This window comes from Streptomyces sp. NPDC024687, assembly GCF_055559055.1.
Genome location: NZ_JBVHLJ010000003.1, coordinates 840,549 through 865,268 on the forward strand (window position 1 = coordinate 840,549; position 24,720 = coordinate 865,268).

The 24,720-nt window shown below is 69.7% G+C and carries 24 protein-coding genes and 5 tRNA genes; 17 read left to right on the forward strand and 12 right to left on the reverse strand.

The genetic code is table 11. The features are described from left to right. Positions 1–164: 164 nt before the first annotated feature. The 8 genes from ACZ39I_RS15690 to ACZ39I_RS15725 form a co-directional block, all read right to left on the reverse strand. Entirely contained in the window at positions 165–746 is a 582-nt protein-coding gene (locus ACZ39I_RS15690) for a GTP-binding protein (RefSeq protein WP_026248371.1), read from the reverse strand. Continuing rightward, entirely contained in the window at positions 727–1,308 is a 582-nt protein-coding gene (locus tag ACZ39I_RS15695; protein ID WP_390001987.1) for a DUF742 domain-containing protein, read from the reverse strand. The genes ACZ39I_RS15690 and ACZ39I_RS15695 overlap by 20 nt, the downstream gene beginning before the upstream one ends. Positions 1,309–1,408: 100 nt before the next feature. Further along, positions 1,409–1,822 carry a roadblock/LC7 domain-containing protein gene (locus ACZ39I_RS15700; RefSeq protein WP_007384910.1) on the reverse strand — a complete coding sequence of 138 codons (414 nt, stop codon included), beginning with the start codon at positions 1,820–1,822 and terminating at the stop codon, positions 1,409–1,411. A 10-nt stretch (positions 1,823–1,832) separates the two neighbouring features. Next, positions 1,833–5,120, reverse strand: a complete 3,288-nt coding sequence (locus ACZ39I_RS15705) for a sensor histidine kinase (RefSeq protein ID WP_467244949.1) — start codon at positions 5,118–5,120, stop codon at positions 1,833–1,835. Between the two features lie 402 nt (positions 5,121–5,522). Continuing rightward, positions 5,523–6,098 carry a GTP-binding protein gene (locus ACZ39I_RS15710; protein ID WP_123991819.1) on the reverse strand — a complete coding sequence of 192 codons (576 nt, stop codon included), beginning with the start codon at positions 6,096–6,098 and terminating at the stop codon, positions 5,523–5,525. Beyond that, positions 6,079–6,477: a DUF742 domain-containing protein gene (locus tag ACZ39I_RS15715; protein WP_003973454.1), complete on the reverse strand. Its 399-nt coding sequence runs from the start codon at positions 6,475–6,477 to the stop codon at positions 6,079–6,081. Before ACZ39I_RS15715 ends, ACZ39I_RS15710 begins: the two co-directional genes overlap by 20 nt. Positions 6,478–6,587: 110 nt before the next feature. Next, entirely contained in the window at positions 6,588–7,001 is a 414-nt protein-coding gene (locus tag ACZ39I_RS15720; RefSeq protein WP_003993189.1) for a roadblock/LC7 domain-containing protein, read from the reverse strand. 9 nt (positions 7,002–7,010) lie between these two features. Continuing rightward, positions 7,011–10,856, reverse strand: coding sequence for a sensor histidine kinase (locus ACZ39I_RS15725; RefSeq protein WP_467244950.1), 3,846 nt, complete (start codon positions 10,854–10,856; stop codon positions 7,011–7,013). Between the two features lie 568 nt (positions 10,857–11,424). Here ACZ39I_RS15725 and ACZ39I_RS15730 point away from each other — a divergent pair. The 10 genes from ACZ39I_RS15730 (at position 11,425) to ACZ39I_RS15775 (ending at position 16,178) form a co-directional block, all read left to right on the forward strand. Then, the gene (locus ACZ39I_RS15730; RefSeq protein WP_352389385.1) at positions 11,425–11,607 is read left to right on the forward strand and encodes a hypothetical protein; all 183 of its coding nucleotides are present in this window, start codon (positions 11,425–11,427) and stop codon (positions 11,605–11,607) included. 129 nt (positions 11,608–11,736) lie between these two features. Next, positions 11,737–12,522 carry a fumarylacetoacetate hydrolase family protein gene (locus tag ACZ39I_RS15735; RefSeq protein WP_467244951.1) on the forward strand — a complete coding sequence of 262 codons (786 nt, stop codon included), beginning with the start codon at positions 11,737–11,739 and terminating at the stop codon, positions 12,520–12,522. Beyond that, complete coding sequence (gene gltX / locus ACZ39I_RS15740) at positions 12,506–13,990, forward strand: glutamate--tRNA ligase (RefSeq protein ID WP_467244952.1); 1,485 nt, start codon at positions 12,506–12,508, stop codon at positions 13,988–13,990. Before ACZ39I_RS15735 ends, gltX begins: the two co-directional genes overlap by 17 nt. 116 nt (positions 13,991–14,106) lie before the next feature. Continuing rightward, complete coding sequence (locus ACZ39I_RS15745; RefSeq protein ID WP_467244953.1) at positions 14,107–14,769, forward strand: DUF4241 domain-containing protein; 663 nt, start codon at positions 14,107–14,109, stop codon at positions 14,767–14,769. 50 nt (positions 14,770–14,819) lie between these two features. Then, positions 14,820–15,554, forward strand: a complete 735-nt coding sequence (locus ACZ39I_RS15750) for an HAD family hydrolase (protein WP_467244954.1) — start codon at positions 14,820–14,822, stop codon at positions 15,552–15,554. 91 nt (positions 15,555–15,645) lie between these two features. Continuing rightward, positions 15,646–15,717 (forward strand) — tRNA-Gln (locus tag ACZ39I_RS15755). Positions 15,718–15,759: 42 nt separating this feature from the next. Next, positions 15,760–15,832, forward strand: a tRNA-Glu gene (locus ACZ39I_RS15760). Between the two features lie 62 nt (positions 15,833–15,894). Then, positions 15,895–15,967, forward strand: a tRNA-Glu gene (locus ACZ39I_RS15765). Between the two features lie 20 nt (positions 15,968–15,987). Further along, positions 15,988–16,059 (forward strand) — tRNA-Gln (locus ACZ39I_RS15770). 46 nt (positions 16,060–16,105) lie between these two features. Then, positions 16,106–16,178, forward strand: a tRNA-Glu gene (locus tag ACZ39I_RS15775). 50 nt (positions 16,179–16,228) lie between these two features. On the opposite strand, the gene ACZ39I_RS15780 is transcribed toward ACZ39I_RS15775, so the two are convergent. Beyond that, on the reverse strand, positions 16,229–16,873 hold the full coding sequence (locus ACZ39I_RS15780; RefSeq protein ID WP_467244955.1) for a MerR family transcriptional regulator: 645 nt from the start codon (positions 16,871–16,873) through the stop codon (positions 16,229–16,231). A gap of 79 nt (positions 16,874–16,952) precedes the next feature. Between ACZ39I_RS15780 and ACZ39I_RS15785 the strand changes: the two genes are divergently transcribed. Continuing rightward, entirely contained in the window at positions 16,953–17,465 is a 513-nt protein-coding gene (locus ACZ39I_RS15785; RefSeq protein WP_467244956.1) for a DUF4188 domain-containing protein, read from the forward strand. Positions 17,466–17,640: 175 nt separating this feature from the next. On the opposite strand, the gene ndgR is transcribed toward ACZ39I_RS15785, so the two are convergent. Next, positions 17,641–18,357, reverse strand: coding sequence for an IclR family transcriptional regulator NdgR (gene ndgR / locus ACZ39I_RS15790; RefSeq protein WP_007384919.1), 717 nt, complete (start codon positions 18,355–18,357; stop codon positions 17,641–17,643). Positions 18,358–18,548: 191 nt separating this feature from the next. Between ndgR and leuC the strand changes: the two genes are divergently transcribed. From leuC to ACZ39I_RS15810, 4 genes are all read left to right on the forward strand, one after another. Next, a complete protein-coding gene (gene leuC, locus ACZ39I_RS15795; protein WP_467244957.1) occupies positions 18,549–19,976 on the forward strand; it encodes a 3-isopropylmalate dehydratase large subunit in 1,428 nt (475 codons plus the stop codon). 2 nt (positions 19,977–19,978) lie between these two features. Continuing rightward, the gene (leuD, locus tag ACZ39I_RS15800; protein ID WP_467244958.1) at positions 19,979–20,572 is read left to right on the forward strand and encodes a 3-isopropylmalate dehydratase small subunit; all 594 of its coding nucleotides are present in this window, start codon (positions 19,979–19,981) and stop codon (positions 20,570–20,572) included. Positions 20,573–20,849: 277 nt separating this feature from the next. Then, positions 20,850–21,080, forward strand: coding sequence for an SCO5555 family protein (locus tag ACZ39I_RS15805; protein WP_007384922.1), 231 nt, complete (start codon positions 20,850–20,852; stop codon positions 21,078–21,080). A gap of 137 nt (positions 21,081–21,217) precedes the next feature. Further along, complete coding sequence (locus ACZ39I_RS15810; RefSeq protein WP_467244959.1) at positions 21,218–21,874, forward strand: HU family DNA-binding protein; 657 nt, start codon at positions 21,218–21,220, stop codon at positions 21,872–21,874. Positions 21,875–21,945: 71 nt separating this feature from the next. Here ACZ39I_RS15810 and ACZ39I_RS15815 read toward each other — a convergent pair whose 3' ends face one another. Then, positions 21,946–22,137 (reverse strand): hypothetical protein, encoded by a 192-nt coding sequence (locus ACZ39I_RS15815; protein ID WP_467244961.1) that lies wholly within the window; start codon positions 22,135–22,137, stop codon positions 21,946–21,948. Between the two features lie 9 nt (positions 22,138–22,146). Continuing rightward, the gene (gene cofC / locus ACZ39I_RS15820) at positions 22,147–22,785 is read right to left on the reverse strand and encodes a 2-phospho-L-lactate guanylyltransferase (RefSeq protein ID WP_467244962.1); all 639 of its coding nucleotides are present in this window, start codon (positions 22,783–22,785) and stop codon (positions 22,147–22,149) included. A gap of 155 nt (positions 22,786–22,940) precedes the next feature. Here cofC and ACZ39I_RS15825 point away from each other — a divergent pair, with 155 nt between their 5' ends. Together ACZ39I_RS15825 and ACZ39I_RS15830 are read left to right on the forward strand one after the other, a co-directional pair. Then, positions 22,941–23,705, forward strand: a complete 765-nt coding sequence (locus tag ACZ39I_RS15825) for a lysophospholipid acyltransferase family protein (RefSeq protein WP_467244964.1) — start codon at positions 22,941–22,943, stop codon at positions 23,703–23,705. Next, positions 23,702–24,712: an NAD(P)H-dependent glycerol-3-phosphate dehydrogenase gene (locus tag ACZ39I_RS15830; RefSeq protein WP_467244966.1), complete on the forward strand. Its 1,011-nt coding sequence runs from the start codon at positions 23,702–23,704 to the stop codon at positions 24,710–24,712. The genes ACZ39I_RS15825 and ACZ39I_RS15830 overlap by 4 nt, the downstream gene beginning before the upstream one ends. Positions 24,713–24,720: the final 8 nt, after the last annotated feature.

Genomic DNA, 24,720 nt, shown 5'->3' on the forward strand with positions numbered 1-24,720 from the left:
ACGCCTAGGGCCCCCTCTCTGTCGAGAGGGGGCCCTAGGCGTTGTCAGGGGCGCGAGGCTGTATCGATTTACGGCTCCGCCGCGTGGGCGCGACAAGCCACTGGGCTGCCCGCAGACGGCACACAACCGTCCGTGGCAGCCCAGTAGCCGCAAACCAGAACCACTTACCGCAAGCGAGCCATGAGCGCGTGCTCCACGAGCGTGATGAGCGCCGACTTCGCGTCCGCACGGTGCCGCGCGTCCGTCGTGATGATCGGCGTGTCCGGCCCGATCTGCAGAGCCTCCCGGACCTCGTCCGGGTTGTACGGCTGGTTCCCGTCGAACCCGTTCAGGGCGATCACAAAGGGAAGCCCCGAGTTCTCGAAGTAGTCGACCGCCGGGAAGCAGTCGGCGAGACGCCTCGTGTCCACGAGGACGATCGCGCCGATGGCGCCGCGGACCAGGTCGTCCCACATGAACCAGAAGCGGTCCTGTCCGGGCGTACCGAAGAGGTACAGGATCAGGTCCTGGTCGAGGGTGATGCGGCCGAAGTCCATGGCGACCGTGGTGGTCGTCTTGTCCCCGGTGTGGGTGAGGTCGTCGATGCCGGCCGACGCGGACGTCATGACGGCCTCGGTGCGCAGCGGGTTGATCTCCGAGACGGCGCCGACGAACGTGGTCTTGCCCACGCCGAAGCCGCCAGCCACCACGATCTTCGCGGACGTGGTGGAGCGGGAAGGCCCTCCGCTAGAGCTTGCGAAGTCCACTGAGCACCCTTTCGAGCAGTGTCACGTCTGGCTGGCCGCCGGCGCTCTCGTCGCCGCCGGGCTGATGGATGGCGACCAGGCCCGCCTCCGCCAAGTCGGCGACGAGGATCCTGGCCACGCCGAGAGGGATCGTGAGGAGGGCCGAGATCTCGGCCACCGACTTGATCTCACGGCAGAGGTTGCAGATCCGCTGATGCTCGGGCAACTGGCCCTGCATCTGGTGCGGCTGCGCGGTGGTGTGCACCAGCGCCTCGATGGCGAGCTGGTAGCGCGGCCTGGTACGGCCGCCTGTCATGGCGTACGGGCGCACCAGGGGGTTGCTGGCGCCTCCCGCGGGGGAAGGCTCAGAGGAGCGCCGATGCGGCTGCACGGGCTGGATGCGCGGGGCCGCCGGCTGGTCGTACGGCGACGGGCCGGGGCCCTGCGGCGCGTACGGCTGCTGGCGCCGCTGGCTCGGTGCGGAGGGGAAGTTGTAGCGGTTCGGGTTCTGGGAACCGTCGTTCTGACCCTGACCAGGGCCGTACGACCAATTGCCAGATGAACCACCTGGGGGTGTTGCCACTTTTTCTCCTCCTCCGACTGTGCCGGGCACCCATCACGCTGTGTGGAGCCGCGTCCCGAAACCTTACGGCCCCGGGACGCCAAAACGCACCGTCTGTCTGTCAGTTGAGCAGGCTGCCCTGGAGCTCTGCACGCAGATCGGGCGTCAGGACCGAACCGGCACGGTCCACCAGAAGGGCCATCTCGTACCCGATGAGGCCGATGTCCGCCTCGGGGTGCGCGAGGACCGCGAGCGAGGAACCGTCCGACACGGACATGATGAACAGGAATCCCCGCTCCATCTCCACAACCGTCTGGTTCACCGCGCCGCCCTCGAAGATGCGCGAGGCACCCGCGGTCAGCGAGGTCAGACCTGAGGCGACGGCCGCAAGCTGGTCGGCACGGTCGCGGGGAAAGCCTTCGGACATCGCCAGAAGGAGTCCGTCGGCGGAGACCACCACCGTGTGGGACACACCCGGGGTGTTGTCCACGAAGTTGGTGATCAACCAGTTCAGGTTCTGCGCCGCCTGGCTCATCGGGCTCACACTAACGCTCCTGGTTGTAGGTGCTGTCAGAACCGAAGCCCTGACCGTTCGTTTCACTGCCTGCGCTGCGGCCCCGCTGCACGCCGCGACGCAAATTGCTCAGCCTGCCCCGGACGTCCTCGGGAGCGCGGGAGACCGACGGGCCTCCCTGGGGGCTGGCTTCGGCGGCTCCCTCGACCAGGTTGGCCTTGGGCACCCGCCGCGGCAGACCGGAGGAGGTGACCCCGCCCGCCTTGGGCTTCCGGAGCTGGGAGGCCTGCTGCCACCGCTCGTCGTTGGACGACCGCCAGAGGTCGCCGCCGCCGTTGCTCTCCGGCGCGGAGGCCGGCTGCTCCTGGATCGCTTGCCGCGTGCCGTTCGAGCCGTTCGCGGCGCTCCCGGGGGAGCCACGGCGGGGGAGCCCTGCGTCGGTCAGTTCACGACCCACGGCGGCTGGGGCCGGCCCCGGACGATCGAAGCCTACGCGGTCACGCTCACTTACGTCAGCGGCCTGCGCGGATTCCGCTTCCGGAGCGTACTGGTCCGGGTAGCCGCCCCGGTAACCCTCCGACTGCGGCCAGTCATCCTGGTAGCGCCGCTCCTCGAAGCCCGAGAAGGTCTCCGGGGCAGCCGCGTGCACCGCCGGGGGCTCCTCCTGGACCGGCTCCGCATAGGAGGGCTCCGGGTAGCCGCCGCCCGGGGAGAAGGTGTCGTTCTGCGGCAGGCCGCCGTTCTGCGCGTAGTACGGCTCGTCGTACGCCGGGCGCTTCGGCTCCTCGTACGACGTCTGCCGCTGCTCCTCGTACGGCGCCTGCTGAGCCTCCTCGTACGACGTCTGCTGGTCGTACGAGGCGTGCTGCTGCTCGGGGTAGCCGTTGGGGTTGTTGTCGTAGCCGTTCTGCCCGCCGCTGCGGGTGGCGTCGTACGCGTCGGTGTACGACGACTCCGGACCCTGCAGGGCGGGCGGGCCGTCCTGGCTCTGGGCCTCCAGGGCCGCGCGGCGCTCCTCACGCATCAGGGAGCGGCCGACCGGGTCCAGCTCGCGTATGTCGTCCGGGACCTCGGAGTAGCGGCTGTCGTCGAAGCCGAGCTCCGCGGCCGTACGCATCGGCAGACCGGTGTTGAAGTCCTCACCCTGGTAGTGCTGCTCCGGCATGATCTGCGAGACGGTGAACTCGTCCGCGGCCGGCTGCTGCTCGCCGCCACCGCCGTGGGTGATCGCGTCGGGCAGCATGACCAGCGAGGTGGTACCGGCCTGCTCGCCCGAGGGGCGCAGCTGGACGCGGATGCCGTGCCGGTCGGACAGCCGGCCGACCACGAACAGGCCCATGCGCTGGGAGATCGCGGCGTCCACGGTCGGCGGGTTGGCCAGCTTGTGGTTGATGTCCGCGAAGTCCTCGGCGGTCAGACCGATGCCCTTGTCGTGGATCTCGATCATGATGCGGCCGTCGGGCAGCCGGGTCGCGGTGACGCGGACCTTGGTCTGCGGGGAGGAGAACGTCGTCGCGTTCTCCAGCAGCTCGGCGAGCAGGTGCACGAGGTCGGTGACCGCGCGGCCGTGGATCTCGGCCTCCGGGACGCCGGACAGCTCGACGCGCTCGTACTGCTCCACCTCGGAGGAGGCGGCACGCAGCACGTCGACCAGCGGGACCGGCTGGTCCCAGCGGCGGCCGGGCTCCTCGCCCGCGAGGACCAGGAGGTTCTCGCCGTTGCGGCGCATACGGGTCGCGAGGTGGTCCAGACGGAAGAGGTTCTCCAGCTGGTCCGGGTCGGCCTCGTTGTTCTCCAGGTCGGTGATCAGGGTCAGCTGGCCCTCGATCAGCGACTGGTTGCGCCGGGACAGGTTGGTGAAGATCGCGTTGATGTTGCCCCGCAGCAGGGCCTGCTCGGAGGCGAGTCGTACGGCCTCGCGGTGGACCTGGTCGAAGGCGCGGGCGACCTCGCCGATCTCGTCCTTGGTGTTGATGGGGATCGGCTGGACCCGGGTGTCCACGCGGCCGGGGTCGGTGCGCGAGAGCTGGTCGACGAGCATCGGCAGGCGCTGCTCGGCTATGCCGAAGGCGGCGTTGCGCAGCTGGCGCATCGAGCGGGACATCTGCCGGGCGACGGCGCCGGCCAGGATGAACGCGAGGAGCAGGGCGACCACGACGGCGGCACCCACGATGAACGCGTCCCGCTTGGCCTCGTCGGCGATGCTCGCGGCCTCGTCCACCGCGGTGTCGGCGAGGTCGGTCTCGATCTGGCGGTAGGCGTTGTACTTGAGGGTGTTGACCGCCCACCAGTTCTCGGCGGTGATGCCGTCCTTGCCGAGGGCCTGACGGGCGCTGTCGTCCATCGACGGCAGCTGGGCGATGGCGGAGACCATGTCCACCGGGTTGGACGGCGGCGGGACGTAGTCGGGGTTCTTGGCGGCGGCCTCCTTGGCCAGCGCCGCACCCTCCGCCTGGATCTGCTTCTTCGCGGTGTCGAGCTTCGCCGCGTCGGCCGCGGTGCCACCGCCGACGTACTCCTCGACGGCGATGCCCTCGAGGTACGCGTACGAGGAGAGGGCGACCTTCTGGCTGGCGAAGCTGCTCAGCCCCGGGCCGGGCTTGATCAGCAGGTGCATGCCGATGGAGCGCTGCAGCGACAGGGCCGCCTTGGTCAGCTCGATGGCGTAGACCGTACGGCCGTAGCTGGTGATGTTGCCGGTGCCGAGGCCGAGCTCGTTGGCGAACTCCGTCAGGGGGTGCGCGACCTGGGTGTAGCCCTCTTCGGTCTTCACACCGGTGAGCTTGGAGGAGGTGTAGGCGCCCGCGCGCAGCGTCTGGAGGCCTCCCTCGCCGTCCCGGAACAGCTGGAGGCGGCGATTGAGGCCCGCCTTGTCCGGCATGTTCTGGGCGGCCTCGTTGAAGGCGTCCGCGGCCTCGTCGGTCTTCTTGCGGGCGGCGACGACCGTGGCGTTGTCCTGGCCCTCGCCGCTCAGCAACGGGGCGGCGCTGCTGTCGCGCTCCTGGTACAGGGCGTCGGCGTAGCTGAGGGAGGCGCGCACCAGACGGGCGGTGTTCTCGGCGTCCTCGGCCTCACGCCAGGTGTCGATCGAGCTCTTGACCTGGAATCCGCCCATGACGAGGCCGACGATCACGGGTATGAGCAGGATCGCGTTCAGCCGGGTGGGCACCCGCCAGTTGCGCGGGGAGAACCGGCCACCGCTGGACGGCGGCGCGGCCGTCGGCTCCGGACCGGACACAGGGGCGGACGCCGCTCCGCGCGGCGGCGGGGTGAAGTTGCCCCGGGCCGACGGCTCGGGACCGTTCTTGCTTCGCCTCACTCGACCAACAACCTCTCGGAGGGGTCGGCACCTACGTTGTGCCGCAGTCTCTCAGAGCCCAATACGCCATCGACTAGTGAGTACGTCTTTGACTATTGGGCAGTTCAGGCATTCCAGCACGACGGCCTGCGCACCACCAAACATTGGTACGCGGGGGTTCCGCGTGATGTAAGCCCTAGATAAAACGGTCATAAAGAGCGAGCCCCGTCAAATGACGGGGCTGTTATGAGCGCAGCGAGACCGGTTGGCAACCACGCGTGGCCGTACCATCCGATTCCTCTGCCGAAACGTTATGAACACCGGGGCCGACCGTGTCCAAGGCCACAGCCGGCTCCGGGACATCTACGACAACTGCCGTATGACGCTTTTGATTTGGCAGCCGCTCGTCATGCCCTTGGGGCGTTACCGCAGACGTGCCATGAGGGCGTGCTCGACCAGTGTGATCAGGGCACTCTTGGCATCCGACCGGTGCCGGGCGTCCGTCGTGATGATCGGGGCGTCCGGCCCGATCTGCAGGGCCTCGCGGACCTCCTCGGGGGCGTACGGCTGGTGCCCGTCGAAGCCGTTGAGGGCCACGACGAAGGGCAGGCCGCTGTTCTCGAAGTAGTCCACCGCCGGGAAGCAGTCGGCGAGACGCCTCGTGTCCACCAGCACCACCGCGCCGATGGCGCCGCGGACCAGGTCGTCCCACATGAACCAGAAGCGGTCCTGTCCGGGCGTACCGAAGAGGTACAGGATCAGGTCCTGGTCGAGGGTGATGCGGCCGAAGTCCATGGCGACCGTGGTGGTCGTCTTGTCCCCGGTGTGGGTGAGGTCGTCGATGCCGGCCGACGCGGACGTCATCACGGCCTCGGTGCGCAGCGGGTTGATCTCGGAGACCGCGCCGACGAACGTGGTCTTGCCCACGCCGAAGCCACCCGCCACCACGATCTTCGCGGAGGTGGTGGTCCGCCCCGCGTCAGAGCTTGCGAAGTCCACTGAGCACCCTTTCGAGCAGCGTCACGTCAGGAGCGCCGCCGTTGTTCTCGTCGCCGCCCGGCTGGTGGATGGCCACCAGGCCGGCCTCGGCGAGGTCCGCGACGAGGATCCTGGCCACCCCGAGCGGCATGGCGAGCAGCGCCGAGACCTCGGCGACCGACTTCACCTCTCGGCACAGATGGCAGATGCGCTGATGCTCGGGGAGGAGCCCCATCAGCGCTGCCGGGTCGGCCGTGGTGCTGATCAGAGCCTCGATGGCGAGCTGGTAGCGCGGCCGGGTCCGGCCACCGGTCATCGCGTACGGACGTACCAGCGGCTGGTCGCCCTCATCCTCGTACGGCTCCGCGTACGGATCATGAGAGGCGGTGGGCGGGGTCATGAATCCTCCGGGCGGGACAGCAAGTCGATCTGGCTAGCCGTCTGGTGAGGCCGGTGGGGGGATTGTGGCGGCCGGACGGTGATGTGGTGAGACAGGTGGATCCGGGCGGGTCAGTGGAGCAGACTGCCTTGAAGCTCGGCTCGCAGATCGGGCGTGAGCACGGCGCCCGCGCGGTCGACGAGCAGTGCCATCTCGTAGCCGACGAGGCCGATGTCGCATTCCGGGTGCGCGAGCACCGCGAGCGACGAACCGTCCGAGACGGACATGAGGAAGAGGAAACCCCGCTCCATCTCCACGACGGTCTGGGCCACGCTGCCGCCCTCGAAGATCCGCGAGGCACCCGCCGTGAGCGAGGTCAGCCCGGAGGCGACGGCCGCCAGCTGGTCGGCACGGTCGCGCGGGAAGCCCTCGGACATCGCCAGAAGGAGGCCGTCGGCGGACACGACGACGGTGTGGGACACCCCTGGGGTGTTGTCCACGAAGTTGGTGATCAACCAGTTGAGGTTCTGTGCCGCCTGGCTCATCGGGCTCAACTAACGCTCCTGCTGGTGAGTGGGGTTCGGGAAGCTGCCCGTCTGGCCGTTACCGCCGACCTGACGACCTTGTGCGATACCCCGACGGAGATTGGTCAGCCGGCCGCGAACGTCGTCAGGCGAACGCGAGACCTGCGGACCGGTTTGGTGCTGTTGCTGCTGAGCGGTACCCGGGACGAGGTTCGCCCTGGGCACCCGGCGCGGCAGACCGGAGGTGGTGACACCGCCCGCGGCCGGCTGGCGCACACGCTCCGCCTGCCGGACGAGGTCGTCATTGGGTGAGCTGCGCCAGCCCGCGGAGGCCGCGGGCCGCTGCGGAGCTGCGGCAGAACTCTGTGGGGCCGCTGGAGTCTGCTGCTGCCGCGGAGCCTCGGCCGGGGAGGAGCCGTTGCCGCTGGCCGGCTGCTCCTGTCCCTGCTGCTGGCTGCCGTGGAACCAGTTGGTCTCCAAGGTGTCGTACAGCGGCGTACGGCCGTCACCGGGACCCGCGGGCGGCAACGCCTCCGGCTCCTGGCGGACCGGCCGCTGCTGGGGCCGCGGCGGCATGGGCGGCCGCGGGGCACCGAAGTCGGCGCCGTTGGTCTGGGGACGCTCGAACTGACCCGTGGACGCGGGGTCCTGACGGCCCGGCAGCGAGTGCTGACCGGTGGAGCCGCCGTCGTAGCCCGGCATCGCGAACTGGCCGGTCGAGCCGTTGTCGTAGGCCTGCGGAGTCGCGAACTGCCCGGTCTGGGAGCCGCTGTTCTGCGAGCCGCCGTTCTGTCCGGACTGAGTGCCGAAGACGTCCGGGCGGACGAACCCGCCCGTGTTCTGCGGGTCGTTCATGCCCGGGCGGGGGAACTCGCCCGTGTCCTGGGGGCCGTTGGATCCCTGGCGCGGGTACTGGCCGGTGTTCTGCGGGCCGCTCGTGCCGGGCCTCGCGAACTGGCCGGTGTTCTGGGGGGAGTTGAAGTCCGGGCGGGGGAACTCGGAGGTGCTCGCCGGACCCTGGTGCTGCTCGATCCGCGGCATGCGCGAGGTGGCGGCGGGGTCCTGCTCGTCGTGGCCGCGCGGGACGTCGAGCGAGGCGCGCGGCACCGGCGGCTGCGCGTTCTCGTCGCTCCAGCTCGGGGTGCGGGGCTGCTGGTCGCCGCCGGGCAGCTCGGCCCGCGGACCACCGCGACCCGGCAGCTGCGGCCGCCGACGCCGGCCGCCCGGCTCGGGAGCCTGGCCGGCGTTCGGGGCCTGCGGCTGTGGGGGTACGGCACCCCGGCCGCCGAAGGCGTCCTGTCCGCCGCCGAAAGCGTCCTGACCACTGAAGGCGTCCTGGCCCGGACCGCCCGTGCCCGCGGCCTGGAGGCCCTGCGGGGCACCCGGCGCCTGGCCACCGAACCCGGCGCCGGCTCCGGCCGGAGCCGGCCGGCCCTGCGGAGGCATACCCGGACCCTGCGGTCCGCGCTGTCCGCCGGGACGACCGCCCTGGCCACTGCCGGGCAGCGCGGCCCGCGGTCCCTGACCGGCGTTGAGGCGTCCGCCCGAGGAGGCACCGGCGCCGAGAGCGCCACCGCCCGTGCCGCCGGGAGCACCGCCGAGGGCGCCGCCGCCCTGGCCGTTGCCGCCGCCACGACGGGCCGCGGCCACACCGGCGGCGGCCTGCGCCGCGGCGGGAACACCGGGGGCGCCCTGACTCGACTTGGGCTGCGGCTGGGGCTTCTTGCCGCCCTGGGCGACATCGACGGGCAGCATGACCAGCGCGGTCGTACCACCGGAGTCGGACGGGCGCAGCTGGATACGGATGCCGTGGCGCTGGGACAGCCGGCCGACCACGAACAGGCCCATGCGGCGGGAGACGGAGACGTCCACGGTGGGCGGCGAGGCGAGCCGCTCGTTGATCGCGGCGAGGTCCTCGGGGGAGAGGCCGATGCCGGTGTCGTGGATCTCGATCAGGACTCGGCCGTCGGGCAGCGCGTGACCGGTGACCTTGACCTTGGTCTGCGGCGAGGAGAACGAGGTCGCGTTCTCCAGCAGCTCGGCGAGCAGGTGCACGAGGTCGTTGACCACGCGGCCGGCGACCTCGGTCGTCGGCACGGAGGACAGCTCGATGCGCTCGTACTGCTCCACCTCGGACGCGGCGGCACGCAGCACGTCGACCAGCGGGACCGGACGGGTCCAGCGGCGGCCGGGCTCCTCACCGGCGAGGACGAGGAGGTTCTCACCGTTACGGCGCATACGCGTCGCGAGGTGGTCGAGCTTGAAGAGCGAGGACAGCTGGTCCGGGTCGGCCTCGCGGGACTCCAGTTCGGAGATGAGCGACAGCTGACGCTGGATGAGGCCCTGGGAGCGGCGCGAGAGGTTGGTGAACATCGCGTTGACGTTGCCCCGCAGCAGGGCCTGCTCGGCGGCGAGGCGGACCGCCTCGCGGTGCACGTCGTCGAAGGCCGCGGCCACCCGGCCGATCTCGTCCCGGGAGTGCACACCGACCGACTCCACGGACGTGTCGACGTCCTGCGGGTCGGACTCGGACAGCTGCTTGACCAGCTCGGGCAGCCGGTCCTGGGCGACCTTGGTGGCGGTCTCCTGCAGGCGGCGCAGCGAGCGGATCATGGACCGGGCGACGACGAAGGCGCCGACCAGGGAGACACCCAGCACGAGCAGGATCAGCGCACCGGCGATGATCGCGTCACGCTCGGTGGCGTTGCGCAGCTCGCGGGCCTTCTGCTCCATGTCCTCGAGCAGCGAGTGCTCGATGTTGCCCATCTGCTGGATCTTGGTCGAGCTGTCGTCGACCCAGTCCTTGTAGGAACGCCGGTCCAGGTCGGCAAGGCCCTCCGGCCGGCCGAAAGCACGGCCGGCGTACTGGTCCGAGGCCGCGATGGTGGAGCTGCCGTTCTCGATCGGCTTGAGGAGGGTCTCGGCGCTGTCGTCGCCGTAGATGCTCCGGAAGCTGTTGAGGTCGGACTCCTCGCTCTCCAGGGCGCCCTGGGCGTACAGCCGGTCGTTCTCGGTGAGGTTGCCGAGGCTCGTGTTGTTGGCCGGCAGGGCCGCGGCGAGGACCGCGCGCTGGATGGAGGCGTACTCCTTGGCGGAGGAGAAGGCCGCCAGGGCACGGGTGCGCTGGATCATGTCCGGGTTGCTGGTGGCCTCGGCCATGTCCTGGGAGAGGTCCAGCAGGTGGGTGATCAGACGGTGGTAGGACTCCACCGTCTGGGTGGCGTTGCCCTTGGTCTCGTAGGCGTCGCTGCGGATCTTGCTCAGCGTGTCCAGGTCGCGGACCAGGCCGACGAGGCTGTCGCGGACGCCCTGGAGGTTGCCGTCCTTGCCGGCGGTGTCGATGTCCTCGGCGGCGTTGACGAAGTTGGTCGCGGCGCGGTCCGTCTTGTCCCGGTAGCCCTTGACCGTGATGTTGCTCGCCGTGGAGTTGTGCGCCAGGGGCCCGGCCGACTGGTCGCGCTCGTCCTGGAGGGCGGCGGCCAGCTCGGTGGCCTGCTTGGTCATCTCCGTCAGCAGCTTCATGTTGTCGAGCTGCTGGATGTCGTCCATGGAGTCGTTGATGCGCAGCGCGCCCAGCGAGGTGGCCGCCACGACGGGGAGCGCGAGCAGCGACACCAGGCGCGTGGAGATACGCCAGTTGCGCAGGGCCATGCGCGAGCCCGGGCCGCTCGGACCCTTCGGGGGCTTCACCGGCGGCGTGGCCGCGGGGCCCGAGGACGCCGACGTGCCGGGGCGCCCGGTGCCGGCACCACCGTCGGCCGACTGGCCCGGGTTCTGGGCGTGCTGGGGGGAGGAACTGCCGACATTGGGGCCAGTCCCGCCGTGCCGCTCCGGCTCGGCCGAAGCGCTGCCATCCCTCTTGAAACGTCCCTGCACTAGCGTCGCAACCTCTGGACCAGGCGCTCCTCCGCAGAACGGCGGAGCACGGTGTCGGCGTTGTGGGGAGCGCCCTGAATGCGCACCCCGGGTGGTTCGTGATTGACCGGCGCTGCCTCCCCCTTCTCACCGCCGCTCGGCGCATTCTCTGCGCCCCCTGTGCGCCGGTTCGATCCCGCGGCGGTCCGTGGAATTCCAGCACAGTGCAGGATCTCCAACAAGGTCCATGGGTCAGACCGTGACCTACGTGACACCACGTGAGGACCGTGTCACCGGGTGTGGAATGCGTTCATGTCGATATCGGACATAGGCCCGCGAGTCTCCCTCCGGGGCGAGGTGTCCCAGTCGCCATGATCAGGAGCGGAATGAGGGTTTCAGGGAGTCAATGTCCGTTTCGTTGGGGTGGGTTGTGGCTCGGAATTGTCCGGTTTGCCCACACGTAAGTGAGCAAACTCACATGCCGATCACGGGGTCTTCGCAAGTTCGGGAGGGAAGAGAATGTTTAGCCTGACGCTTTACAAGAAGGCCGCATCTGTCCAACCCACCACATTCGAGGTCGAGTACAACCGTGAAGACGACGATGATGTTCCGCAACATTGCCAACCCGCGGCGCACGACGCTGGCGCACCTCGAGGGCGCCGACGCACTGCAGACGCCGGAGCAGCCGGAGCACCCGCTCGACCTCCCCGCCCAGACCGCCAACCCCCGGCGCACGGTCCTGATGGAGATCCCGGTCTCCGCGGCGAAGTAACCGTAGCGCGCCCGGATCACCGCCCTTGGGGCAGGTGGCCCGGGCGTATCGCGCGAGGCAAGGACCCCTCCCCGCGTTAGCCTGGAGCATCAGACTCCAGCCGGCCGAGTAGAGGGGCGCCCAGATCCCGTGCGCATCGCCAGATTCTCCATCGACGGGAACGTCGCCTTCGGCGCGGTCGAGGGCGACAGGCCGGACGAGCTCGTCCTCGACATCATCAAGGGCATCCCGTTCGCGGACTTCGAGCTCTCCGGTACGAAGGTCCCGCTGAGCAAGGTCAGGCTGCTGCCGCCGGTGCTCCCCAACAAGGTCGTGGCGTACGGCCGCAACTACGCCGACCACGCGAAGGAACTGGGCAACGACGTCCCGGACGTCCCGTTCGCCTTCTTCAAGCCCTCCACCTCGGTGATCGGCCCCGGCGACGACATCCAGTACCCGTCCTTCTCCGCGGACGTCCACCACGAGGCCGAACTGGCCGTCGTCATCGGCCGGATGTGCCGCGAGGTCCCGCGCGAGCGCGTCAAGGACGTCATCTTCGGCTACACCTGCGCGAACGACATCACCGCCCGGGACGTCCAGAAGCGCGAGAAGCAGTGGGCGCGGGCCAAGGGCTTCGACACCTCCTGCCCGCTCGGCCCCTGGGTGGAGACCGGCATGGACCTGCAGACGGCCTCCGACCTGACGGTCCAGCTCACCGTCAACGGCGAGCAACGCCAGCTCGGCCGCACCAGCGAGATGATCCACGGAATCGAGGATCTGATCGTCAACATCTCCGAGGCCATGACGCTGCTCCCCGGCGACGTGATCCTCACGGGCACCCCGGCAGGCGTCGGGCCGCTCACCGTCGGCGACGAGGTCGCCGTCACCATCGAAGGCATCGGCACTCTCACCAACAAGGTTGTCAAGCGTGGCTAGCGCACCCGTCCGCGTACGTTTCTGCCCCTCGCCCACCGGTAACCCCCATGTGGGCCTGGTCCGCACCGCCCTGTTCAACTGGGCGTTCGCCCGGCACCACCAGGGCACGCTCGTCTTCCGCATCGAGGACACCGACGCGGCCCGCGACTCCGAGGAGTCGTACAACCAGCTGCTCGACTCGATGCGCTGGCTGGGCTTCGACTGGGACGAGGGCCCCGAGGTCGGCGGCCCGCACGCGCCGTACCGGCAGTCGCAGCGCATGGACCTCTACAAGGACGTCGCCGCCAAGCTCCTGGACGCCGGTCACGCCTACCACTGCTACTGCTCCCAGCAGGAGCTGGACACCCGTCGCGAGGCCGCCCGCGCCGCCGGCAAGCCCTCCGGCTACGACGGCCACTGCCGCGACCTGACCGACGAGCAGGTCGCGACGTACGTCGCCGAGGGCCGTACGCCCATCGTCCGCTTCCGTATGCCCGACGAGACGATCACCTTCACGGACCTGGTCCGCGGCGAGCTGACGTTCACCCCGGAGAACGTGCCGGACTACGGGATCGTGCGGGCCAACGGGGCGCCCCTCTACACGCTCGTGAACCCGATCGACGACGCGCTGATGGAGATCACGCACGTCCTGCGCGGCGAGGACCTGCTGTCCTCCACCCCGCGCCAGATCGCCCTGTACAAGGCGCTGATCGAGCTGGGCGTCGCGAAGAGCGTGCCCGCCTTCGGCCACCTGCCGTACGTGATGGGCGAGGGCAACAAGAAGCTCTCCAAGCGCGACCCGCAGGCCTCGCTCAACCTCTACCGGGAGCGCGGCTTCCTGCCCGAGGGCCTGCTCAACTACCTGTCGCTGCTGGGCTGGTCGCTCTCGGCGGACAAGGACATCTTCACCACCGACGAGCTGATCGCGGCCTTCGACATCGCGGACGTGAACCCCAACCCGGCCCGCTTCGACCTGAAGAAGTGCGAGGCGATCAACGCCGACCACATCCGTCTCCTGGACGTGAAGGACTTCACGGAGCGCTGCGCCCCGTGGCTGAAGGCTCCCTTCGCCCCGTGGGCCCCGGAGGACTTCGACGAGACGAAGTGGCAGGCGATCGCCCCGCACGCCCAGACCCGCCTCAAGGTGCTCTCCGAGATCACCGACAACGTCGACTTCCTGTTCCTCCCGGAGCCGGTCTTCGATGAGCCCTCCTGGACCAAGGCGATGAAGGAGGGCTCGGACGCCCTCCTGCGCACGGCCCGCGAGAAGCTGGAGTCGGCCGACTGGACCTCGCCGGAGTCCCTCAAGGAGGCCGTCCTGGCCGCCGGCGAGACCCACGGCCTCAAGCTCGGCAAGGCCCAGGCCCCGGTCCGCGTGGCCGTCACCGGCCGCACGGTCGGCCTGCCCCTCTTCGAGTCCCTGGAGATCCTGGGCAAGGAGACGACGCTGGCCCGCATCGACGCGGCGCTGGAGAAGCTGGCCGCCTAGGGCACGCACGCGTGAGGGGCGGCACCCGGACACCGGGTGCCGCCCCTCACGCGTCACTGTCAGTGCTGCGCACTAGTGTTCCGGCTCACCCGCACAAGATCCGGAAAGGCGCGTCCATGCCGATGTCCCCCCGCGACTACACCTGGCTGTTCACACCGGGCAGCACCTTCGCCCACGACTCCGGGACGACCGGCGTGATCCACGTGGCCGGGGGAGGGGAGCTCGACCTGCCCACCGGACGGGTCGTCGCCTGCGACCCGTTCGTCTACCTCGGCTCGGGGGACATCGAGCCGTTCACGGTCTCCGTGACTCCCGGCCGCTACCGCGTGGAGGCGGCCGTCGCGACCCTGGGCCGACCCGACCAGCCCCCGGCTGCCAAGCCCCACCTGAGGGTGGCGGCCGCCCGCCTGGTCATCCGCGACGAGCCCGCCGCCGCCTGGGAGTTGGCCCTGCGCCCCGAGCAGGATCCCGCGGAGCTCAAGGACGACGAGTTCTTCGGCTACGGCGTGGACGCCGGGACCGGCTGCTTCTACGACGCCGCCGCGGAGGAAGCCTTCCCGGAGGCGCAGGAGGACGAGGGCCCGCTGTGGGACGCCTTCGAGAACAGTGACTGGTCCGGTGGCCCGCACCTGGTCACGTCCCCCTCCACCGGTCACACCCTCGCCGCCTTCACCTCCGGCTGGGGCGACGGCTTCTACCCCACCTGGATCGGACGGTCCGCCTCCGGCGAGGTCACGTGCTTCCTCACGGACTTCTTCGTCGCACCCGACCCGTCCTGAGGGCCCCCAACCACCGGACGCGGCCCGGGACGCCGGGTACCGTCGGGTCCATGAGCATCCGCGCCGTTGTCTGGGACGTCGACGACACCTTGTTCGACTACACGGGAGCCGACCGCATCGGAATGCGTCTGCACCTGGCGGCCGAGGGGCTGCTGGAGGCGTACGAGAGCGTCGAGGAGGCCATCGTGCGGTGGCGGGCTGTCACCGACGCGCAGTGGGCGCGGTTCTCGGCGGGGGAGGTCGACTTCCAGGGCCAGCGACGGGACCGGGTGCGGGTGTTCCTGGGGGAGGAGCTGACCGACGCGGAGGCCGACGCCTGGTTCCAGCGGTACATCACGCACTACGAGACCGCCTGGGTCCTCTTCCCGGACGTCCTGCCCGTTCTGGACGCCCTCGCCGCCAGTCACCGGCACGCGGTGCTGTCCAACTCCAGCATCCACGTCCAGGACCGCAAACTGCGCGCCCTCGGCGTCCACGACCGCTTCGAGGTCATCCTGTGCGCCGCCGAGCTGGGTGTCTCCAAGCCCGAGGCCGGCGCCTTCCTCGCGGCCTGCGACGCCTTGGAGCTGGCCCCGCACCAGGTGGCGTACGTCGGTGACCACCCGGAGATCGACGGCCGGGGCGCCGCCGAGGCCGGACTGCTGTCCGTCTGGATCGACCGCGAGGGCGGTGTGCACGCCCAGGTCCCCACGCCCGCCGGACCGCGCCGCATCGCCTCGCTCGCCGAACTCCCCGCGATCCTCGGCTCGGATACCCGTTTTGGAGCCCCGTCCACCTTCGGGTAATGTTCTTCCTGCGCCGCCGGGGAGCGGGCCGAAAGGCCGGAGAACCGGGGACGCAACTAGAACAAGATCTCCACCGGAGGTTGCGTTCCAGTGGCCTATGGTGTAATTGGCAGCACGACGGTTTCTGGTTCCGTTAGTCTAGGTTCGAGTCCTGGTAGGCCAGCTCGCAGAGCTCATCTGCATCGCGGAGATCCAGCTCCGCAAAGCCCCCGTTGTGTAGCGGCCTAGCACGCTGCCCTCTCAAGGCAGTAGCGCCGGTTCGAATCCGGTCGGGGGTACAGATCCTTCCCGGAGGGTCAGTCAGGGTCGCACCCGCTGACGCTCATGCAGGATCGCTAGGGCCCCCGTTGTGTAGCGGCCTAGCACGCCGCCCTCTCAAGGCGGTAGCGCCGGTTCGAATCCGGTCGGGGGTACGCAGTAGTTTAAATTGCAATGGTCTATGGTGTAATTGGCAACACTACGGTTTCTGGTACCGTCATTCTTGGTTCGAGTCCAGGTAGACCAGCTCGGACCTGCGGCGTTGTAAATTAAACGCGTGCAGGATCGCTAGGGCCCCCGTTGTGTAGCGGCCTAGCACGCCGCCCTCTCAAGGCGGTAGCGCCGGTTCGAATCCGGTCGGGGGTACAAGACGAAGGCTCTTCGCTCAGGCGGAGGGCCTTCGCTGCGTCCCGGGTTCATTCGAGACCGTATCTCCGCGTCGACTCCTCCTCCTGGGCCAGCCGATGCAGTGCCCGGAGCATCGGCTCGACGAGCACCACGCCCAGCACCGCGACCTCGGCCTTCTCGGCCTCCGACACCTGTGACTCCATGAACGCCATGTCCAGCTCGGCCACCTGACGCATCAACCGCGCGTAGGGCACGAGCATTTCGGGACTCCAGTCGTAGCCGAGACGACGGAGCGCGGCCGCCGCCACCACCAGGGAGCGGAACGAGGGGGAGACGCTCGTCATGGCCTGGGCGTGGGACCACCCCAGCGCCCTGAGCAACTCCTCCATCGCGACCCGGGCACCCCGCACGAACTCATCGTCCGCGTCCGGCTCCGGGACCTGCGGCAGCGCCCAGACCGCCGCGCCCAGGCGCATCGTGCGGGGCAGGGAGTCGTCGTCGACGTGCCCCAGCACCTCCCTGACCGTGGCCACCGGCACCTTGCCGACCTGGATCATCGCCCGCACCAGCCGCAGTCGGCGCAGATGGTCCTCGCCGTACTCGGCCGTCGTGGCGTTGATCTGGCGGCCCGGCGGCAACAGCCCTTCGCGCAGGTAGTACTTGATCGTCGCGGTGGACACCCCGCTGTGCTCGCTGAGTTCGGCCAGTCGCACCTCTTGTGCCCCCTCTCGGATACCGGCACTATCCAAGCATTCGCAGTCGGATAGTGCAGCTCGCCAACGAGGGGGTCCCATGCTCGGGAAGAAGGTCACCGCAGGCCGCACCACCGCGTCCACGGAGGGAGACGTGGTCGTCCTGCTGATCGGCATGCGCATCAACCACTTCTGGGCCGTGCACCACTGGGGCCCGGTCCTCCTGGCCATGCCGCGGATGCTGCGGGAGTTGCAGCGGGCGCCGGAGCGGGGACTGCTCTCGCACGTCCTGCTGACGGCCTCACCGCGGACGTACTACGTCGTCCAGTACTGGGAGTCCAAGGAGAAGCTGTACGCGTACGCGCACTCGCCGGAGATGTTCCACCCCCGGGCGTGGGCGATGATCAACCGCAAGGAGAAGCCGGGGAAGGCGCGTCAGCACGTGGGCCTGTGGCACGAGGCGTACGTGGTGCCGGAGGGGTCGTACGAGTCGATCTACGCGGACATGCCGGCGTTCGGACTGGCGGCCGCGCATGGACAGGTGCCGGTGGAGCGGCGGGGGCGGTCCGCGAAGGAGCGGTTCGCCCACAAGTCCGGGAGTGTGACGCCCTGAGGGGCGCGGGGAACTGCGCGGCGAGCCACGACGGCGGGCGGACGGCTGACGGCCGGTGGGGCTTGGGCGCGCAGTTCCCCGCGCCTCTGGGTGGGTCGTCTGCCCGTCGGTCCAGAACCTGCCGCGGCGTTGAGGCCGGTCCTGCTCCGACGGGGATACGACGATCCCGGCGTCCTCAGCCCGTGCGGCGCAGTGCCTCGGAGAGGCGGGCGGCGGCGTCGATGACCGCCTGGGCGTGCATGCGGCCCGGGTGGCGGGTCAGGCGCTCGATGGGGCCCGAGACCGAGACGGCGGCCACTACGCGGTTGGAGGGGCCGCGTACCGGTGCGGAGACGGAGGCGACACCCGGCTCGCGCTCGCCGATGGACTGGGCCCAGCCGCGGCGTCGTACGCCCGAGAGGGCGGTGGCCGTGAAGCGGGCGCCCTGGAGGCCGCGGTGCAGGCGCTCCGGCTCCTCCCAGGCCATCAGGATCTGCGCCGAGGAGCCCGCCTTCATGGTGAGCGTCGAGCCGACCGGGACCGTGTCCCTGAGGCCCGACAGGCGCTCCGCCGCGGCGACGCAGATGCGCATGTCGCCCTGGCGGCGGTAGAGCTGCGCGCTCTCGCCGGTGATGTCCCGCAGATGCGTGAGCACCGGGCCGGCCGTCGCGAGGAGGCGGTCCTCGCCGGCGGCCGCGGCCAGCTCGGCGAGGCGCGGGCCCAGAATGAAACGGCCCTGCATGTCGCGTGCCACCATGCGGTGGTGTTCCAGAGCCACGGCCAGCCGGTGGGCCGTGGGTCGTGCCAGTCCGGTGGCCGCGACCAGTCCTGCGAGGGTGGCGGGTCCGGACTCCAGAGCGCTCAGAACAAGGGCTGCCTTGTCCAGAACGCCGACGCCGCTACTGTTGTCCATGAAACGATACTCACGTCTCACTCTGTGAAACGCAAGTTCCTTTTTTCGTGAGACGCGCAACCCTTGTAGGCACAGCGGCCCGCAGACCAACGGGCCTGGCGGCGGGTGCCCGGGAACAGGGGCCATGGGCGTCGCCTCCACAAGAGCTTCTAGTTGGGTCGGCGCAGCTCTGGCCGACCGGAGGGAAAGCGATGGGTAGGACACTCGCGGAGAAGGTCTGGGACGACCACGTCGTCCGGCGCGCCGAGGGCGAGCCCGACCTCCTCTTCATCGATCTGCACCTGCTGCACGAGGTGACCAGCCCGCAGGCCTTCGACGGACTGCGCAAGAGCGGTCGCCAGGTGCGGCGTCTCGACCTGACCATCGCCACCGAGGACCACAACACCCCGACCCTCGACATCGACAAGCCCATCGCGGACCCGGTCTCCCGGGTCCAGCTGGAGACGCTGCGCAAGAACTGCGCCGACTTCGGGGTGCGGCTGCACCCGCTCGGCGACGTCGAGCAGGGTGTCGTGCACGTCGTCGGCCCGCAGCTGGGTCTGACCCAGCCGGGCATGACGGTGGTCTGCGGTGACTCCCACACCTCCACGCACGGCGCCTTCGGCGGTCTGGCGTTCGGCATCGGCACCTCCCAGGTGGAGCACGTGCTGGCCACCCAGACGCTGCCGCTGGTCCGCCCGAAGACCATGGCCATCACGGTCGACGGCGAACTGCCCGAGGGCGTCACCGCCAAGGACCTGATCCTGGCGATCATCGCCAGGATCGGCACCGGCGGCGGCCAGGGCTACGTCCTGGAGTACCGCGGCTCCGCCATCGAGAAGCTCTCGATGGAAGCCCGGATGACCATCTGCAACATGTCGATCGAGGCCGGTGCCCGAGCGGGCATGATCGCCCCCGACCAGACCACCTTCGACTACCTCGAGGGCCGCCCGCACGCGCCCAAGGGCGAGGACTGGGACGCGGCCGTCGCGTACTGGAAGACCCTGAAGACGGACGAGGACGCCGAGTTCGACGCCGAGGTCGTCATCAAGGCCGACGAGCTGGCGCCGTTCGTCACCTGGGGCACCAACCCCGGCCAGGGAGCGCCGCTTTCGGCGAACGTCCCCGACCCTGCTTCGTACGAAGACGCTTCGGAGCGCCACGCCGCCGAAAAGGCCCTGGAGTACATGGGGTTGGAGGCCGGTCAGCCGCTCACCTCCATCAAGGTGGACACCGTCTTCGTAGGTTCGTGCACCAACGGCCGCATCGAGGACCTGCGCGCCGCCGCCGAGCTCGTCAAGGGCCGCAAAGTCGCCGACGGCGTACGCATGCTGGTCGTCCCCGGCTCCGCGCGGGTCGGTCTGCAGGCCGTCTCCGAGGGCCTGGACGTCGTCTTCAAGGAGGCCGGCGCCGAATGGCGGCACGCGGGCTGCTCGATGTGTCTGGGCATGAACCCGGATCAGCTGGCCCCCGGTGAGCGCTCCGCGTCCACCTCCAACCGCAACTTCGAGGGCCGGCAGGGCAAGGGCGGTCGTACGCACCTGGTGTCGCCGCAGGTCGCGGCCGCGACCGCCGTGCTGGGCCATCTGGCCTCGCCCGCCGACCTGTCCGACGCCCCTGTCGCCGCTGGAGTCCGATAGTCATGGAAGCATTCACCACGCACACCGGCCGGGCCGTCCCGCTGCGCCGTTCCAACGTCGACACCGACCAGATCATCCCTGCTCACTGGCTCAAGAAGGTGACCCGGGACGGTTTCGAGGACGGACTGTTCGAGGCCTGGCGCAAGGACGAGAAATTCATCCTCAACCAGCCCGAGCGCAAGGGCGCCACGGTCCTGGTCGCCGGCCCCGACTTCGGCACCGGCTCCTCCCGTGAGCACGCGGTGTGGGCGCTGCAGAACTACGGCTTCAAGGCCGTGATCTCCTCCCGCTTCGCCGACATCTTCCGCGGCAACTCGCTCAAGAACGGCCTGCTCACGGTGGTTCTGGAGCAGAAGATCGTGGACGCGCTCCAGGAGCTCACGGAGAAGGACCCCACGGCCGAGATCACCGTCGACCTCGAGGCCCGCGAGGTGCGCGCCGAGGGCATCACCGCCGCCTTCGAGCTCGACGAGAACGCCCGTTGGCGGCTGCTGAACGGCCTGGACGACATCTCGATCACCCTCCAGAACGAGGCCGACATCGCCGCGTACGAGACCAAGCGGCCCTCGTACAAGCCGCGGACGCTGCAGGCGTGACGGCGACCCTCCTTCGGAGCAACTGAACAGGTCGAGTTTCGGCCACCTCAACACCCCTGCCGTACCCCCGATCAGCCCGATCGGGGGTACGGCCGTGTCTGCCTCCGGACGGCCTCGCGTCGCGCGACACGCCCGCTCAACTTCCCACGTTACGGCGGGTGTTGTCGGGGTACGCGTCCCTTGTAGCCGTGACTTCCGGATGTGCCGGGAAGGCCGTTTGAGGCGGCAGTTGCACCCCTAGCAGGCGACAACTCGCCCCAGATGGCACAATCTGTGCATGGAACACGACGGCCAACTCGAGCTCTATGCGGCAGTCGCGGACCAACTGAAGGAAGCGCACGCAAGAGTGCGCGCACTGCAAGTCCCGGAGGGCGTACGGATGGCGCTGACCCGGAAGCTGCTGGTCATTACGGCCGCGGCCAAGCACGACGTCGTCGAAGCGACAAGGCGTCTGGAGGGGTTCATGGCCGACCTCGACGCGGGTCGAATCCCGGAAGAGGAACGCTGAACAAGTCCAGAGCAGTCGAGTTCGTTGCGGCACAAGGGTGATAAGCCCGTTTCGTGTTTGATTTGCGGTATATATCTGCCTAACGTGCGAAAAAGCCTGAGCAGTTTCGTTCGGGCGATGTCTCCGAAGGGGAAGACGTGAACAAGGCGCAGCTCGTAGAAGCGATTGCCGACAAGGTGGGCGGCCGCCAGCAGGCCGCCGACGCGGTCGACGCGGTCCTGGACGCCATCGTCCGCGCGACGGTCGCGGGCGACCGGGTCTCGGTCACCGGCTTCGGTTCGTTCGAGAAGGTCGACCGGCCGGCCCGTTACGCCCGCAACCCCCAGACCGGTGAGCGGGTTCGGGTCAAGAAGACCTCCGTTCCGCGCTTCCGCGCGGGCCAGGGCTTCAAGGACCTGGTCAGCGGCACGAAGAAGCTCCCCAAGAACGACGTCGCGGTCAAGAAGGCGCCCAAGGGCAGCCTGACCGGCGGGGCTTCGGCCACGGTCAAGAAGGCGGCCGCGAAGAAGGCCACCTCCGCCAGGAGCGCCGCGGCCAAGAAGACCACGGCCACCGCCAAGAAGACGACGGCCAAGAAGACCACGGCCACCGCCAAGAAGACGACGGCGAAGAAGGCCCCCGCCAAGAAGGCGACCGGGACCGCCGCGAAGACCACCGCCGCGAACAAGAGCACCGCCAAGAAGACGACGGCCAAGAGCGCCCCGGCGAAGAAGGCCACCGCCAAGAAGGCGCCCGCCAAGAAGTCCGCGGCTCGCACCACCACCGCCAAGAAGGCCACGGCCCGCAAGAGGTAAGGGCACAGGGGCACTCACGCGCCGGGCCGGACTCCGCATCGGAGTCCGGCCCGCGGCGTGTGCAAGGGGGTTCAGAACGTCTGCAGGGTCACCAGGGTGACCTTGTCTTCGGTCATCTCGATGCGCACGCGCTGTCCGGGGCGCAGCAGCCTCAGACCGCCCGCGTCGAACGCCGGCGCGTCGAAGGGCACGGGGGTGCCGTCGTCGAGAAGCACCTGCCCACTGCGGCTTTCGGGGTCGTACGTGTACGCGGTCGCCTGCATGGCCGCAGCCTACTGCCCGGGAATCAGCAACCGCGCCGCGGCGGCGGCCGTCCGGGGGCCCACCCCGAGCGCGAGCGCGGCCCGCAGGTCCTCGCCGGTGTCCACGTCCTGTCGTACGGAATCGACCTCGGTGAGGGGGAGTTCCGCCGCTCCCGAGGCGCGATGCCGTGCCCGTGAATCGGGGCCGAAGGCGGGACGCAATTCCGCGTCCCCCCGCGCCGCCAGCAGAGTGGTGCCGATTGCCGCGGCGTCCGCGAGAAAAGCGCGCGGGAATTGTGCGGCGGCGTCCAGGACCCGGGCCAATTCCAGGGGCCGCAGCGCCGGAAGGTCGGCGTTCAGGGCTGCGAGGGGGCTGTCGGGACGCCTCGACCGGACGGCGGCCGCCCCGTGCGCGAGGGCCGCGTTCAGGCCCCCTCGGGGCTCGTCGGGGACGATGCGGGCACCCAGGGCCGCGAGCTCCCGGCCGGCGAGGGCGTCGTCCGTGACGACCGCCACATCCCCGACCGCCGGGCAGGCCAGCGCGGCCGCCACGGTGTCCTGGGCGAAGGCGAGGGCCAGACCCGGGCGCACCCCGTCGCCGGCGGTGTCCGAGAGCCTGCTCTTGGCCCGCGCCAGGGGTTTGAGGGGGATGACCAACGTCCACTGCACCGGCGTTCCGTCCTTCTCTTCTCGCCGCCATTGTCACTCAGTCGTCACGCGCCCCATCTGGCGGTGTCGGTGGCGGGGCGTACGGTGTTCTCGACAGACAGACGGCCCGGGGTGACACTTGTGCGGCCCCCCAGGCCCTAGAGGAAGGTGTCCGCGTGCCCCGCCGCAGAATCGGCTTCTGGTACCGCCTGGCAGCGGTGATCGCCAAACCGCCGCTCATGGTTCTGCTCAAGCGGGACTGGCGTGGAATGGAGCACATTCCGGCTGACGGCGGATTTATCACCGCGGTCAACCACAATTCGCACATCGATCCTTTCGCGTACGCGCACTTCCAGTACAACACCGGCCGCGTTCCGCGATTCCTCGCGAAGAGCGGTCTTTTCAACAAGGGATTCGTCGGCGTCATGATGCGCGGCACGGGGCAGATTCCCGTCTACCGCGAGACCACGGACGCGCTCAGCGCCTTCCGGGCCGCCATCGAGGCCGTGGAGCGCGGCGAATGCGTCGCGTTCTACCCCGAGGGCACCATCACCCGGGACCCGGCCCAGTGGCCCATGGTCGGCAAGACCGGCGCCGCGCGCGTGGCCCTGCAGACCAAGTGCCCGGTGGTCCCGGTCGCCCAGTGGGGCGCCAACGAACTGCTGCCGCCGTACGCCAAGAAGCTCCACGTCCTGCCGCGCAAGACCTCGCACGTCCTCGCGGGGCCGCCGGTGGACCTGTCGCCGTTCTACGACAAGGAGATGACCCCGGACCTCCTCAAGGAGGCCACCGAGGTCATCATGGCCGCCGTCACCGCCCAGCTGGAGTTGATCCGCGGCGAGAAGGCGCCCAAGGCGGCGTACGACCCGCGCCGCGAGCGGATCGAGCAGCGGCGCCGGACCCGCGCCCAGAACGGCCACGAGGGGGAGAAGACCAAGTGAGCAAGCCCGTCAAGGCGGCGGTTCTCAGCGCCGGTTCATGGGGTACGGCCTTCGGTGTCGTGCTCGCCGACGCGGGCTGCGAGGTCACCCTCTGGGCACGCCGTCCCGAGGTCGCCGAGGCCATCAACTCCGGCCGGACGAACCCCGACTACCTTCCCGGGGTGGAGCTCCCGCAAGGTGTCAGGGCGACCACGGACCCGGCCGAGGCCGCCGCCGGCGCCGACTTCACGATCCTGTCGATCCCCTCGCAGACCCTGCGCGCCAACCTCGCCGAGTGGACCCCGCTGCTCGCGCCCGACACCGTCCTCGTCTCCCTCATGAAGGGCGTCGAGCTCGGCTCCGCCATGCGGATGAGCGAGGTGATCGAGGACGTCGCGAAGGTCGGCGCCGACCGGATCGCCGTGGTCACCGGACCCAACCTCGCGCGGGAGATCGCCGCCCGGATGCCGGCCGCCGCCGTGGTCGCCTGCACCGACGAGGCGGTGGCCCGGCGCCTGCAGGCCGTCTGCCACACGCCGTACTTCCGCCCCTACACCAACACGGACGTGGTGGGCTGTGAACTGGGCGGTGCCGTGAAGAACGTCATCGGTCTCGCCGTGGGCATCGCGGACGGCATGGGACTCGGCGACAACGCCAAGGGCTCGCTCATCACGCGCGGTCTCGCGGAGACGACCCGGCTCGGACTCGCCATGGGTGCCGACCCGCTGACGTTCTCCGGACTCGCCGGCCTCGGCGACCTGGTGGCGACCTGCTCCTCGCCGCTGTCGCGCAACCACACCTTCGGCACCAACCTCGGCAAGGGCATGACCCTGCAGGAGACCATTGCGGTCACCCGGCAGACCGCGGAGGGCGTCAAGTCCTGCGAGTCCGTGCTGGATCTCGCCCGCAGGCACGGCGTCGACATGCCGATCACCGAGACGGTCGTCGGCATCGTGCACGAGGGCAAGTCCCCGGTGGTCGCCGTCAAGGAGCTGATGTCGCGCAGCGCGAAGCCCGAGCGACACTGAGCCACGGG